This is a genomic window from Aquabacter spiritensis (assembly GCF_004346185.1).
GTDB lineage: Bacteria > Pseudomonadota > Alphaproteobacteria > Rhizobiales > Xanthobacteraceae > Aquabacter > Aquabacter spiritensis.
In genome coordinates, this window is the sequence record NZ_SMAI01000004.1 from 149,543 (window position 1) to 161,826 (window position 12,284).

General features: G+C 68.7%; 15 protein-coding genes. 10 read left to right on the plus strand and 5 right to left on the minus strand.

The genetic code is table 11. The features are described 5' to 3' along the window. Positions 1-6: 6 nt before the first annotated feature. Positions 7-438 carry an anthrone oxygenase family protein gene (locus EDC64_RS08795; protein ID WP_132030911.1) on the plus strand — a complete coding sequence of 144 codons (432 nt, stop codon included), beginning with the start codon at positions 7-9 and terminating at the stop codon, positions 436-438. Then, positions 435-1,049 (plus strand): Holliday junction branch migration protein RuvA, encoded by a 615-nt coding sequence (gene ruvA / locus EDC64_RS08800; RefSeq protein WP_132030912.1) that lies wholly within the window; start codon positions 435-437, stop codon positions 1,047-1,049. The genes EDC64_RS08795 and ruvA overlap by 4 nt, the downstream gene beginning before the upstream one ends. Here the strand turns inward: ruvA and EDC64_RS08805 are convergent, their stop codons facing one another. Next, a complete protein-coding gene (locus EDC64_RS08805; RefSeq protein WP_132030913.1) occupies positions 1,050-1,445 on the minus strand; it encodes a VOC family protein in 396 nt (131 codons plus the stop codon). Between the two features lie 134 nt (positions 1,446-1,579). On the opposite strand from EDC64_RS08805, the gene ruvB reads away from it, so the two are divergent. The 6 genes from ruvB (at position 1,580) to tolB (ending at position 7,145) form a co-directional block, all read left to right on the plus strand. Continuing rightward, positions 1,580-2,611, plus strand: coding sequence for a Holliday junction branch migration DNA helicase RuvB (gene ruvB / locus EDC64_RS08810; RefSeq protein WP_132030914.1), 1,032 nt, complete (start codon positions 1,580-1,582; stop codon positions 2,609-2,611). Positions 2,612-2,698: 87 nt separating this feature from the next. After that, complete coding sequence (gene ybgC / locus EDC64_RS08815; protein WP_132030915.1) at positions 2,699-3,226, plus strand: tol-pal system-associated acyl-CoA thioesterase; 528 nt, start codon at positions 2,699-2,701, stop codon at positions 3,224-3,226. A 219-nt stretch (positions 3,227-3,445) separates the two neighbouring features. Beyond that, positions 3,446-4,318 carry a protein TolQ gene (tolQ, locus tag EDC64_RS08820; protein ID WP_245504626.1) on the plus strand — a complete coding sequence of 291 codons (873 nt, stop codon included), beginning with the start codon at positions 3,446-3,448 and terminating at the stop codon, positions 4,316-4,318. A gap of 6 nt (positions 4,319-4,324) precedes the next feature. After that, on the plus strand, positions 4,325-4,777 hold the full coding sequence (tolR, locus tag EDC64_RS08825; RefSeq protein WP_132030916.1) for a protein TolR: 453 nt from the start codon (positions 4,325-4,327) through the stop codon (positions 4,775-4,777). Positions 4,778-4,788: 11 nt separating this feature from the next. Beyond that, positions 4,789-5,724, plus strand: coding sequence for a cell envelope biogenesis protein TolA (locus EDC64_RS08830; RefSeq protein ID WP_132030917.1), 936 nt, complete (start codon positions 4,789-4,791; stop codon positions 5,722-5,724). A gap of 116 nt (positions 5,725-5,840) precedes the next feature. After that, positions 5,841-7,145, plus strand: a complete 1,305-nt coding sequence (gene tolB / locus EDC64_RS08835; protein WP_245504627.1) for a Tol-Pal system beta propeller repeat protein TolB — start codon at positions 5,841-5,843, stop codon at positions 7,143-7,145. Positions 7,146-7,159: 14 nt separating this feature from the next. Here tolB and EDC64_RS08840 read toward each other — a convergent pair whose 3' ends face one another. Further along, a complete protein-coding gene (locus EDC64_RS08840; RefSeq protein WP_132030919.1) occupies positions 7,160-7,624 on the minus strand; it encodes a cupin domain-containing protein in 465 nt (154 codons plus the stop codon). Positions 7,625-7,628: 4 nt separating this feature from the next. Continuing rightward, a complete protein-coding gene (gene gloB, locus EDC64_RS08845) occupies positions 7,629-8,402 on the minus strand; it encodes a hydroxyacylglutathione hydrolase (RefSeq protein WP_132030920.1) in 774 nt (257 codons plus the stop codon). Positions 8,403-8,509: 107 nt separating this feature from the next. Here gloB and EDC64_RS08850 point away from each other — a divergent pair, with 107 nt between their 5' ends. Both EDC64_RS08850 and EDC64_RS08855 read left to right on the plus strand, forming a co-directional pair. Beyond that, positions 8,510-9,238 (plus strand): class I SAM-dependent methyltransferase, encoded by a 729-nt coding sequence (locus EDC64_RS08850; RefSeq protein ID WP_132030921.1) that lies wholly within the window; start codon positions 8,510-8,512, stop codon positions 9,236-9,238. Between the two features lie 178 nt (positions 9,239-9,416). Beyond that, on the plus strand, positions 9,417-9,959 hold the full coding sequence (locus EDC64_RS08855) for a DUF421 domain-containing protein (protein ID WP_132030922.1): 543 nt from the start codon (positions 9,417-9,419) through the stop codon (positions 9,957-9,959). A gap of 48 nt (positions 9,960-10,007) precedes the next feature. Here EDC64_RS08855 and EDC64_RS08860 read toward each other — a convergent pair whose 3' ends face one another. Continuing rightward, complete coding sequence (locus EDC64_RS08860; RefSeq protein WP_132030923.1) at positions 10,008-10,997, minus strand: tripartite tricarboxylate transporter substrate binding protein; 990 nt, start codon at positions 10,995-10,997, stop codon at positions 10,008-10,010. Positions 10,998-11,211: 214 nt separating this feature from the next. Further along, positions 11,212-12,147, minus strand: coding sequence for a fumarylacetoacetate hydrolase family protein (locus EDC64_RS08865; RefSeq protein ID WP_132030924.1), 936 nt, complete (start codon positions 12,145-12,147; stop codon positions 11,212-11,214). Positions 12,148-12,284 lie beyond the last annotated feature (137 nt).

Sequence of the window (12,284 nt, forward strand, 5' to 3'; positions counted from 1 at the left end):
ACGCCGATGATCTATGGACTGCTTGCTCTCGTGGTGGCCGGCCTGTTCACCGGGGCCGCGCTCTATATCAATGTCGTCGAGCAGCCGGCGCGGGGCGCGCTGGCCCCGGCGGATCAATTGCGCCAATGGCGGCCGGCCTATCGCCGCGGCTTCGCGATGCAGGCGACGCTGGCGGCGCTCGGCGCGATCTTGGGCGCCGCGGCCTTTTTCGCGACCGGGACATGGCCCTTTCTCGCCGGCGGCGTCCTGATCGGCGCCAACTGGCCGTATACGATGATCGGGATCATGCCGACCAATCGGCGCCTGCTGGCGCTCCCGGATGGCGCGGGCGGGGCGGAGACCGCCCGATTGATCGAAAACTGGAGCCATCTCCATATGGTTCGCACCGGGCTCGGCGCCCTGTCCACGCTGGTCTTTTTCTGGGCGACGCTGTCATGATCGGAAAATTGAAGGGCACCGTCGACAGCTATGGCGAGGACCATCTGGTGCTCGACGTGCACGGCGTCGGCTATCTCGTCCAGTGTTCGGCGCGCACCCTCCAGGCGCTGCCGGCGGCCGGAGAGGCGGCGGTCCTGTTCATCGAGACCTTCGTGCGGGAGGATCAGATCCGCCTGTTCGGCTTCCTGTCGGAGGTCGAGCGGGAATGGTTCCGCCTGCTGCAGGCGGTCCAGGGCATCGGCGCCAAGACCGCGCTCGCCATCCTCTCGACCCTGAAGCCGGGCGAACTCGCCCATGCCATCGCCTTGGGCGACAAGGCGACGATCGCCCGGGCCCCCGGCGTCGGCCCGCGGGTGGCGACGCGCATCGTGACCGAGCTGAAGGACAAGGGGCCGGCGCTGACCGGCGGCGATCCGCTGGTCGCGAAGCTCTCGGGCGAGGCGCCCGCGCGGGCCTCCGGCCCGGTGGCCGACGCCGTCTCGGCGCTCACCAATCTCGGCTATGGCGCCCCTCAGGCCTCCGCCGCGATCGCCGCGGCCGCGCGCGGCGCGGGGGAAGGCGCGAGCGCCGAGACCCTGATCCGGCTCGGTCTGCGGGAACTGGCGAAATGATCAGGCCAGATTGAGCTGCCAGGACACGCCGTAGCGGTCGGTGACCCAGGCGAACCGCCGGCTGAATCCATAATCGTCCAGCGGCATGAGGACCGCGCCGCCTTCCGCGAGCGCGCCGGCGAGACTGTCGATCTGGTCAACGCTCTCGCAGTCGACGAACAAGGACAAGGACGGGGTGAAGCTGAAAGCGTGCGGCACGAAGCTGTCGGAGCACATGATGCTCTGTCCGGCGAGGGTGAAGGTCGCGACCAGGATCGACCCCTCGGGGCCGGGATCGTTGGGACCAAAGCGGCGGATCTCGCTCACCGAACTGCCGGGAAACAGCCCGGCGTAGAAGGCCATGGCCTCCTCGGCCTTGCCCTCGAACATCAGAAACGGACGGATGGATGTCGCCATCGCAGCACCTTTTCGATTTCCGGCGCCGCGTGGCGCCGGGCGGGTTGACGGACGGGGAGAGATGGCGCCTAGGCAGGATGACCATCGCCTCCTAGACTCGCGCGATCAAGTCCGAAGGATTCTCGACCGCCTCCATGACCACCCGCCTGATCACGCCCGAGAAGCGAACCGAAGACGAAGACGCCACGCTGCGCCCGCAGCGGCTGGCGGATTTCGTCGGCCAGGCGCAGGCGCGGTCCAATCTGGAGGTCTTCATCAAGGCCGCCCGGGTGCGCCAGGAAGCGCTCGACCATGTCCTGTTCGTCGGGCCGCCGGGCCTCGGCAAGACGACGCTCGCCCAGATCATGGCGCGGGAGATGGGGGTCGGCTTCCGCTCCACCTCCGGGCCGGTGATCGCCAAAGCGGGGGACCTCGCCGCGATCCTCACCAATCTCGAGGAGCGCGACGTTCTGTTCATCGACGAGATTCACCGCCTCTCCCCGGCGGTGGAGGAAATCCTCTATCCCGCCATGGAGGATTTCGAACTCGATTTGATGATCGGCGAGGGGCCGGCGGCGCGCTCGGTGAAGATCGCGCTGCCGAAATTCACGCTGGTCGGCGCGACCACCCGCTCCGGCCTTTTGACGACGCCGCTGCGCGACCGGTTCGGCATTCCGGTCCGGCTCAGCTTCTATACGGTCGAGGAACTCGAATATATCGTGACGCGCGGCGCGCGGGTCCTCGGCATCGGCATCGCCAAGGACGGGGCGATCGAGATCGCCAAGCGCGCGCGGGGCACCCCGCGCATCGCCGGCCGCCTGCTGCGCCGGGTGCGCGATTTCGCTTTGGTCGCCGATGCCGAGCGGATCGACCGCGCCGTCGCCGATCGCGCGCTGTCGGCGCTGGAGGTCGACCATGCCGGCCTCGATGCGATGGACCGCCGCTATCTCTCGATGATCGCCATCCATTATGGCGGCGGGCCGGTCGGCATCGACACCATGGCGGCGGCCCTGTCGGAGCCGCGCGACGCGATCGAGGAGATCGTCGAGCCGTTCCTGGTGCAGCAGGGCTTCATCCAGCGCACCCCGCGCGGGCGCATGCTGACCGCCGGAGCGTTCCGGCATCTCGGCCTCGCCGAGCCGCAACAGCCGCCGACGGCCTTGCCTCTGTTCGATGAGGGGGAGTAGGTCTTCCGCCCGTCTGCGGGCGGCCGGCGGATCCGCTGCCGCGCGCGGCGCGTGCTCTATGGCCCCACGGTCTGACATGGGAGTGGCATGAAGAACGACATTTCCGGCGAGCGGGCGGTGGCGCCCGGCGAACTCCAGCAGCATCCGCATCTGGCCGGCCGGCTGATCCCCGGCGGGCACAGCCTCGTTCTGCGGGTCTATTACGAGGACACCGACTTTTCCGGCATCGTCTATCACGCCAATTATCTGAAATTCATGGAGCGCGGCCGCTCGGACTATATGCGGCTGCTCGGCGTGGTGCAGGGCGATCTGTTCGCCGAGGCGGCGGCCGAGGCGCCGGGCTTTCACTTCGTCGTGCGATCGATGCAGCTCGACTTCTTCAAGCCGGCGCGCATCGACGACGTGCTCGAAGTGGTGACGCTGTCGAAGGAGGTACAGGGCGCCTCCATTCTGCTCGCCCAGAGCGTGCGGCGCGACGGCGTCGTGCTGGTCTCGGCCAATGTGCGGGTGGCGTTCGTCTCCCAGGGGCGCGCGCGCCGCATCCCCGACGCGCTGCGCAAGGCGACGCTCGACGACGCAATGGCGGCCAATGGCGTCATTGCACCGCAGCGATAACGCTGCATTAACCCTGCTCGTGTGTTCTTGGGCCATGGCAAGGTGCCGCTTGCCGCCAAAGTTTGGACAGGTTCAGCCGGTTGAAGACGCCTGTCGTCTTAATCGGCGGGCTGTCGGCGACCGCGTCCGCCCGCCGGGGAGGATCTCCGGCGGCGGTGGCGGACGGACATGCCGCGGCGAGAGTGGGACCGACAGATGACCTCCGACAGGACCGGCCTGATGACGCTGACGAAGCTCTTTTCCCTGGTGGCGCTGCTTCTCGCTTTGACGGCCCCTCCCGCGCTCGCGCAGTCGGCCCCCAACGCGCCGCGCGCCGCGCCGACCGCGCCGGTCACCGCCACGCCGGGCGCCCAGGCGCCCGCCGCCGTGCCCGCCAGCCCGTCGCCGGGCTTTGCTGGCGACCCGGCGGCGCCGGAGGCTCAAGCGAACGTGACGCTGCTCGGCCTGTTTCTCCAGGCCTCCCTGATCGTCAAGCTGATCATGATCGGCCTCGTCGTGGCCTCGGTCTGGGTCTGGGCGATCATCATCGACAAGGTGCTCCTGTTCGGCCGCACCAAGCGCGAGATGGACAGGTTCGAGCAGGTCTTCTGGTCGGGCCAGAGCCTCGAGGATCTCTATCGCTCCCTCGCGGGCCGGCCCAACCAGGCCATGGCGGCGATCTTCGTCGCCGCGATGCGCGAGTGGAAGCGCACCTACGAGACCGGGACGCGCTCGCTCGGCGGTCTCAACCAGCGGATCGAGAAGGTCATGGACGTGACCATCGCCCGCGAGGTCGAGCGCCTGGAAGGCAAGCTTCTGGTGCTGGCGACGGTCGGCTCGGCCGGTCCCTTCATCGGCCTGCTCGGCACCGTCATCGGCATCATGACGGCGTTCCAGTCGATCGCCGCCTCCAAGAATACCAGCCTGGCGGTGGTGGCGCCGGGCATCGCCGAGGCGCTGCTGGCGACCGCGATCGGCCTCATTGCGGCCATTCCCGCGACGATCTTCTACAACAAGTTCATCACCCAGGTGGGCCGTCAGGCCCAGCGCCTGGAGGGGTTCGCCGACGAATTCTCGGCCATCCTGTCGCGCCAGATCGACGAGAGGAGCTGACGCGCCATGGGAATGTCCGCGGGAACCGGAGGCGGCTGGCAGAGCCGGCGTTCGCGCCGGCGCCACGCCCGCGCCGTGATGGCCGAGATCAACGTGACGCCCATGGTGGACGTCATGCTGGTGCTGCTCATCATCTTCATGGTGTCGGCGCCGCTCCTCACCGTGGGCGTGCCCATCGATCTGCCGCAGACCGCGGCGAAGTCGATGGACCAGACCAAGGATCCGATCACCGTCTCGGTGAACGCGAAGGGGCAGATCTTCATCGGCGAGACCGAAGTCGCCTATGCCGATCTGGTCCCGCGTTTGCAAGCGGTGACCCAGAACGCCATGGACGAGCGGATTTTCGTGCGCGGCGACCGCAAAGTTGACTACGGAACGGTCATGCGGGTCATGGGGCGGCTGTCCGGGGCGGGCTTCAAACGCGTCGCCCTCGTGACCGAAGTGGACCAGGGGGGCTGAGAAGGAACGGGATGCGCGCCGGGCTGATCACCTCGACCGTGCTGCATGGGGGCGTTCTCGTCCTCGCGCTGGCGACGTTCGCCTCGCCGCGGCCGTTCGACACGCCGGTCGATACGATTCCGGTCGAAGTGGTGTCCGCCGCGGACGTCTCCAAGGTCACGAAGGGGGCGGAGACCGGCAAGAAGGACGAGCCGCCCAAGACCGTCGCCGAAAAGATCGACGCCGAGAAGCCGACCCCCGATCCGGCCCTGAAGGTGACGGAAAAGCAGGAGGTCGCCCCGACTTCGGCGGCGCCCCCCCCGCCGCCGCCGCCTCCCCAGCCCAAGGCCGAGGATCAGAAGCCCGCGCCGGCCCCGCCCAAAGCCGAGCCGCCGCCGCCGCAGGCGGACGAGGCGCTGAAGGCGGATCCCGATCCCAAGCCCCAGCAGCAGGCGCAGCCGGCCCCGATGCCGCCCAAGAAGCCGCCGCCGCCGCCCAAAGTGGCCGAGCAGCGGCCGCCGACCGACCAGGCGTTCAACGCCGACAAGATCGCTGCGCTGCTCGACAAGCGCACGCCGCAGCGCGCCGCCGCGACCGGCTCGCAGCTCTCGCCGAACGCCTCCTTCGGTGCGCCGCGCGGCAACGCCGCCGCCGTCAGCCTGTCCGAGCAGGACGCGTTCCGGGAGAAAGTCCGTCAATGCTGGCGCATGCCGCATATCAATGACGACCGGATTTTCGCTTATATCGAGCTGAACCTGAACCGCGACGGCACGCTCGCGGCGACTCCGACGATCGTCGAGGGCCCGGCGCTGACGCCCGATCAGACCCCTGTCTTCCAGGCCTTCGTTTCGAGCGCGGTCCGCGCGCTGATCCAGTGCCAGCCTTACACGATGTTCCGGGCCGAGACGTACGACCAATGGCGGTCGATCCAGTCGCGGTTCTATCCCAACATGTTCGGGGGAGCTTAGACGTCCCCCGCGGGGACGCTGCGCCGACCCGTACGGCCGTCGTGCCCGGCATTCCGGGTTCGGGCGGCGCGAGACAAGAAGAGGATTTCGTGACCAAAGCCTCCGATCGCTCCCTCATTGTGCTGACGCGCCGCCGCCTCCTGACGGCAGGCGCCGCGGGCGGCCTTCTCGCCACCGGCCCCGCACGCGCCGCTTTGCGCATCGACATCCAGTCGGGCGCACCGCAGCCGATCCCCATCGCCGTCACCGATTTCGTCGGCGACCCCGAGCAGGGCCGCGCGATTTCCGGCGTGATCGCCGCCGACCTGCGGCGCTCGGGCCTGTTCGCGCCGATCGATCCGAAGGCATTCATCGAGAAGATCCAGAATCCGGATCTCGCCCCGCGGTTCCAGGATTGGCGCTCGATCAATGCCCAGGGCCTCGTCACCGGGCGCGTCGCGGCCCAGGGCGACGGGCGGCTGAAGGTGGAGTTCCGGCTGTGGGACGTGTTTGCCGGCCAGCAATTGCTCGGCCAGCAATATTTCACCCAGCCCGCGAATTGGCGCCGCGTCGCCCATATCATCGCCGACGCCATCTATGAGCGGCTGACCGGCGAGAAGGGCTATTTCGACACCCGCATCGTGTTCGTGGACGAGACCGGCGCGGCCGACCGCCGGATCAAGCGGCTCGCCATTATGGACCAGGACGGCGCCAATGTGAGCTACCTGACCCGCGGCGACGATCTGGTCCTGACCCCCCGCTTCTCGCCGACCAGCCAGGAAATCACCTATATGTCCTATTGGCGGTCGGACCCGCGGGTCTATCTGCTCAATATCGAGACCGGGCAGCGCGAGATCGTCGGCAATTTCCCCGGAATGAGCTTCTCCCCGCGCTTTTCGCCGGACGGGCAGAAGGTGATCATGAGCCTCCAGCAGGGCGGCAATTCCAACATTTTCGTGATGGATCTGCGGTCCAAGGCGACGACGCGGCTCACCGACACCGCCGCCATCGATACCGGACCGTGCTATTCGCCGGACGGCCGGCAGATCTGCTTCGAGAGCGACCGCGGTGGCTCCTCGCAGATTTATATCATGAATGCCGACGGCAGCGGGGCCAAGCGCATCTCGTTCGGCAATGCGCGCTATTCGACGCCCGTCTGGTCGCCGCGCGGCGACGTGATCGCCTTCACCCGCCAGTCCGAGGGCAAGTTCGCGATCGGCGTGATGAAGCCGGACGGCACCGGCGAGCGGGTTCTCACCGAGGGCTATCACAATGAGGGGCCGACCTTCGCGCCCAACGGGCGGGTCCTCATGTTCTTCCGCGACCCGCCGGGCGCCGGTGGGCCGAGCCTCTTCACCATCGACGTGACGGGCTACAACGAATTGCGCGAGCCGACCCCGAGCTACGCCTCCGACCCCGCTTGGTCGCCGCTGCGCTCCTGAGCGGAGACACCCGATCAACCGGCGTCGGGCGACCAGTCCGGCGGGGCGAGTTCGAAGCCGGCGAAATCGAACGCCGGCGCCACCGTGCAGCCGACCAAGGTCCAGACGCCCCGGCTTTCCGCCGCCTGCCAGGCGAAGGGCGGGACCACCGCCTGGGGCCGCTGTCCGTCCGCGAGATCCGGGCCGAGAAGGTGGTCGGCGCGGGTGCCGTCCGGCAGCGCGATGGACAGGCGCAGGGGCGCGCCGGCGTAGAAATGCCAGGTTTCGCTCGCATCGACGCGGTGCCAGTGCGAGCGCTCGCCGGCCGCGAGAAGGAAATAGATCGCCGTGGAGGCGCCGCGGGCGCCGTCCACGCCCGTCTCGCGGAACGTCTCGCGGAAATGCCCGCCCTCGGGGTGAGGGGAAAGGCCGAGAAGCGCGATCACCTCCGCCGCCGAAAGGTCGCCCGCCGAAAGGCCGCCCGCGCCCAGCCCGGACATGCGCTCAGCCCTTGAACACGTTCTTGCGGGCGCGCAATTCGGTGAACACCGCGGCGGCATCGCTCTCGCCGAGCCCGAGACGCTCCGCCATGCCGGGATCGTCGGCGCGCAGGAACGGGTTGGTCAGCTTCTCGTCGCCGAGCATGGTCGGAATGGTCGGCCGGTCCGCGCTTCGCGCCGCCTGCACCTCGCCGAGCCGCGCCTGAAGCGCGCCATTGTCGGGATCGACGCTGGCGGCGAAGCGGGCGTTCGAAACCGTGTATTCATGGCCGCAATAGACCGCCAGATCGTCCGGCAGGGTGCGCAGCCGCTGCAGCGACTTCCACAGGACCGGCGCGTCGCACTCGATCGGCCGGCCGCAGCCCATGACGAACAGCGTGTCGCCGGCGAACAGCAGATGCTCGTCCTCGAACAGATAGACCACATGGCCGGCGGTGTGGCCCGGCGTCTCCATCACGCGGCCGACCAGCCCGCCGACGGCCACGGGATCGCCGTCCACCACCTCGACATCGATGCCGGGAATGGTCGCAGCTTCCGCCTTGGGTCCGACCACCGTCGCGCCGAACCGCGCCTTCAGCGCGGGAACGCCGTCGATATGGTCGGCATGGTGATGGGTGACCAGGATATGGGTGAGGGTCCACCCCTCGCGCTCGATCGCCGCGAGCACCGGCGCCACTTCCGGGACGTCGACGACGGCGGTGGCCTGGGCGACGGGATCGTGCAGCAGCACGGCATAATTGTCGTTCAGGCAGGGAACAACCCGGATCTCGACGGCCATTTCGCTTCTCCGTACGGCGATCGGACCCTGAGTAGCACGCCTTTCGAGCGGAGCAAGGCCTCATCTCGTCGCTGCGTCGTGCTATAGGAAGGCCGGAAGGGAAGGCCATGTTCCTCGATGTCGTCGATCTGCGCAGCTTCTATGCCCAGCCGCTCGGCGTCGTGACGCGCCGGCTGCTGAGCCGGGCGATCCGCTCGCGCCTGCCGGACGTGCGGGACCTCAGCCTCCTCGGTATCGGCTATGCGACACCGTATCTCGGCGTGTTCCGCGAGGAGGCGGAACGGTGCGTCGCCTTGATGCCGGCGGCGCAAGGCGTCGTGCGGTGGCCCTCCTCCGGGCCGACGCTCGCCGCTCTGGCGGACGAGGGGGCGCTGCCGCTGCCGACCTCGTGCATCGACCGGGTGATCGCGGTCCATCTGCTGGAAATGACCCCGGACGCGGCCGGGATGCTGCGCGAGATCTGGCGCGTTCTGTCGCCCGGCGGTCGGCTGCTCGCCGTCGTGCCGAACCGGCGCGGCGTTTGGGCGCGTCTCGACACGACGCCGTTCGGCAATGGCCGGCCGTTTTCGCGCGGGCAGGTCGTGCGGCTGCTGCGCGAGGCGCTGTTCACCCCGGTGGGCTGGCACGAGGCGCTCTATTTCCCGCCGGTCTCCTCGCGCTGGCTGCTCAATACGGCAACCGCCTGGGAGCGCGCGGGCGGCAGCCTCTCGCTGCCGTTCGGCGGCGTCCTCGTGGTCGAGGCCACCAAGCAGCTCTACCGCCCCGCCCCGATCCGCCGCCCGGCGCTGATGCCGTCCCTCGAGCCGGTCTTCGGGCAAGGCGTGCCGGCGGGCTGAGAGACCCGGCCGTTCTCTCTGCCGCCGCGCGATCGACGTTCGATCGGATCAAAGCCGGTCGCCGCTGGAACCTCCGGCGCGTTCGGAAGCTGTTGACGGAGGGGCGCAGCCATTTGCGCGGCGCGCGGGGCGTCGCACGCCGGCTTCACCCCGATCTCGATCCGGACGGAGGCGCGCCATGGATATCGCCAGCATGCTGTTCCAGGGATGGCCAGGCCTGGTCCGCACCCTGCTCGTCGGCATTCTCGCTTATGTCACCCTGGTCGCCTTTCTGCGCCTGTCCGGCAAGCGGACGCTGGCCAAGCTCAATGCGTTCGATCTCGTCGTCACGGTGGCGCTCGGGTCGACGCTGGCGACCATCCTGCTGCAGGAATCGGTCGCGCTCGCGGAGGGGGCGCTGTGTCTGGCCCTGCTGATCGGGATGCAGTTCGCCGTCAGCTTCTTCTCGGTCCGCTCGCCCGCCTTCGCCCATGCGGTGCGGTCGGAGCCGGCGCTGCTGGTGCGGGACGGGCGCTTCTGCGCCGGGGCGATGCGGCGGGAGCGCATCACGGAAGGAGAAGCGCTGAGCGCGGTGCGCGCCGCCGGGGGGCAGGCGATCGCGGAGGCGCGCAGCGTGATCCTGGAAAGCGACGGAACGCTGAGTGTCGCCCTCCGGCCCCCGGACGGCGGCGCGCCCGGCGAGCCCCGGCCCACCCGGCTCGAACCGGTCGGGCCGGCCTGAGCCGCGTGCGGACAGGCGGCGGCCCGCGCGGACGCGGGCCGCGCGGGCTCACTCCACCTTGCCGATGGCCTTGACCGCCGTCACCAGACGGGCGCTGTCGGCGGCCACGAAGGCCGAAAACTGGGCGGCATCCATGTAAGCGGGCGGGCTGCCGGCATTCTCCAGGATGCGGACCACGTCGGGGGACTCGATGGCGGCCTTCGCGGCGGCGCCGAGCTTGTCCTGCACCGGCTGGGGCACGCCCACCGGCAGAAACAGGCCGGCCCAGATGTAGAATTCGACATCCTTGTAGCCGAGTTCCTGGAAGGTCGGGGCGTTCGGGAAGGCCGGGGCCCGCTGGGCGCCGAAGCAGGCCAGCACGCGCACCTTGTCCAGGAAGGGCTTCAGCGGACCCGGCGCGGAGGCGATGGCCTGCACTTCGCCCGACACGAGGGCGGTCAGCGACGGGCCGCCGCCCTGGTAAGGCACGTGCAGCAAGTCGATCTTGGCCGCTGTGGTGAACATCGCCATGGAGACATGGGTCGTGCCGTAGAGGCCGGAGGATCCGTACTGGATCTTGCCCGGATTCGCCTTGGCGTCGGCCACCAGCTCCGCCACATTCTTCCACGGCGCGGAGGCGGGCACCGCCAGAACGGTGGGGTCCGCGAGCACGCGGGCGATCGGCTGGAGCTGGCTCATCTCATAAGACGGCTGGCGGCCGGCAAGCCGCGCGGCCTCCGGCAGAACGGCCAGCGACGACAGCGTCATCAGCATCGTATAGCCGTCCGGCGCCGCCTTCGCCGCCATGCTGTTGCCGATGGCGCCGCCGGCGCCGCCCTTGTTCTCCACCACCACCGTCTGGCCGAGAATGGTGGTCAAGGCATTGGCCATGGGCCGGGCGGCGAGGTCCGCCTGCCCGCCGGGCGGGAACGGGACGATCATCGTGGCGGAACGGGTGGGCCAGGCGGCCTGGGCGAGAGCCGGTCCGGAGATCAGTCCGGGCAGGGCGGCGGCAAGGGGAAGGGCCCCCAACCCCTGAAGGAAAGTTCGGCGATCCATTGGCGTTTCTCCTCGTTTTATTTTGTCGTTGGTCTTCGTCTTTTCGTTCGTCTTCCTCTTAGGCCGTCACGGCCCTCGGTCCGAAAGACCGCAGGCCGCGAGGTCGATCCGATCCTGTCGAGCCGACAGGATCGGAAAGGCAGTAATTCTTTGATATCGAACGTTTTATGATCCGCGGTGCGACGCGGTCCTATGGCGGATGGGTCTCGCCGGCTCAGGCGCCGGCGACGGGATTGCGGAGCGTTCCGATCTTTTCGAGGTCACACTCCACGACATCGCCCGGCAAACAATAGCGGGTCGCCGGGACGAGGCCGGGAAGATTGCGCCACTTGCCGCCCAGCTCCGTGTCGGTGGACCAGGCGGTGCCCGCCGGCGTGCCGGTGATGATGACCATGCCGGGCTGCAGGGTGAAGTTGATCGAGAAGAAATGGATCAGCTCGGCGCAGCTCCAGATCATGTCCGCGGTATTGCTGGACTGGCGCAGGTCGCCATTGATGCGCGTCTTCAGATCCAGTTTCTGCGGGTCGCCGATCTCGTCGGCGGTGACGATGCAGGGGCCGAGCGGGGCGCTGGTGTCGAACGCCTTGCCGCGGCCCAGCTCATACCAGGTGAAGCCCTGTTCGTTGGTGCGGACCTGCCGGTCGCGGGCGGTCACGTCATTGACGATGGTGTAGCCGAACACATGGTCGAGCGCGCGCGCCACCGGAATGTGCCGGCCCGGCGTGCCCATCACCACGGCGAGTTCCGTCTCGCAGTCCAGCTTCCGCGTGAGGCGTTCGTCGAACAGGATCGGCTCGTCGGGGCCGACCACGCAATCGGCGGTCTTGACGAAGAATTCCGGCTCCTTGCCGCTGGTGGGAGAATCTTTCTTTTCCGCATTGTGGGCGTGGTAATTGCTGCCCGCGCACAGGATGGTGGAGGGGCGCAGGGGGGCCAGGAGCGGCGCGTCGGCCGCCGGAAGGCGCGCTTTCCCGGAGGCGATGGCCGCCTCCGCCCGGGCGCGACCGGCCGCGCCGGACCGGATGAAGCTCAGCATGTCCGCGAACAGGCCGTCGGTGCCGCCATCGGCCGCCTGCAGATCGACGACGGTTCCGTCGATCTGTGCGCCGAGGCGCGCGCCGCCCGCAACCTTGAAGGTGATCAGCCGCATACCGCACTCCTCCCATATGATCTTATTGGCGTCCGTCTGGCGCACGCACGGATCAATTGCCTCGCAATCTATCGCTAAATCCCTCTCTATCAAGGATAAAAGGTCGATTCACCGGCCAGGCCGCCGCGCTTGGGCGA

Excerpts from the sequence above, each read along its gene's own strand:
- ruvA (WP_132030912.1), top strand. The coding sequence starts at position 435 with ATGATCGGAAAATTGAAGGGCACCGTCGACAGCTATGGCGAGGACCAT.
- EDC64_RS08865 (WP_132030924.1), bottom strand. The coding sequence starts at position 12,147 with ATGCGGCTGATCACCTTCAAGGTTGCGGGCGGCGCGCGCCTCGGCGCA.
- ybgC (WP_132030915.1), top strand. The coding sequence starts at position 2,699 with ATGAAGAACGACATTTCCGGCGAGCGGGCGGTGGCGCCCGGCGAACTC.
- EDC64_RS08855 (WP_132030922.1), top strand. The coding sequence starts at position 9,417 with ATGGATATCGCCAGCATGCTGTTCCAGGGATGGCCAGGCCTGGTCCGC.
- EDC64_RS08860 (WP_132030923.1), bottom strand. The coding sequence starts at position 10,997 with ATGGATCGCCGAACTTTCCTTCAGGGGTTGGGGGCCCTTCCCCTTGCC.
- tolQ (WP_245504626.1), top strand. The coding sequence starts at position 3,446 with ATGACGCTGACGAAGCTCTTTTCCCTGGTGGCGCTGCTTCTCGCTTTG.
- tolR (WP_132030916.1), top strand. The coding sequence starts at position 4,325 with ATGGGAATGTCCGCGGGAACCGGAGGCGGCTGGCAGAGCCGGCGTTCG.
- EDC64_RS08795 (WP_132030911.1), top strand. The coding sequence starts at position 7 with ATGATCTATGGACTGCTTGCTCTCGTGGTGGCCGGCCTGTTCACCGGG.
- EDC64_RS08850 (WP_132030921.1), top strand. The coding sequence starts at position 8,510 with ATGTTCCTCGATGTCGTCGATCTGCGCAGCTTCTATGCCCAGCCGCTC.
- ruvB (WP_132030914.1), top strand. The coding sequence starts at position 1,580 with ATGACCACCCGCCTGATCACGCCCGAGAAGCGAACCGAAGACGAAGAC.
- EDC64_RS08840 (WP_132030919.1), bottom strand. The coding sequence starts at position 7,624 with ATGTCCGGGCTGGGCGCGGGCGGCCTTTCGGCGGGCGACCTTTCGGCG.
- gloB (WP_132030920.1), bottom strand. The coding sequence starts at position 8,402 with ATGGCCGTCGAGATCCGGGTTGTTCCCTGCCTGAACGACAATTATGCC.
- EDC64_RS08805 (WP_132030913.1), bottom strand. The coding sequence starts at position 1,445 with ATGGCGACATCCATCCGTCCGTTTCTGATGTTCGAGGGCAAGGCCGAG.
- EDC64_RS08830 (WP_132030917.1), top strand. The coding sequence starts at position 4,789 with ATGCGCGCCGGGCTGATCACCTCGACCGTGCTGCATGGGGGCGTTCTC.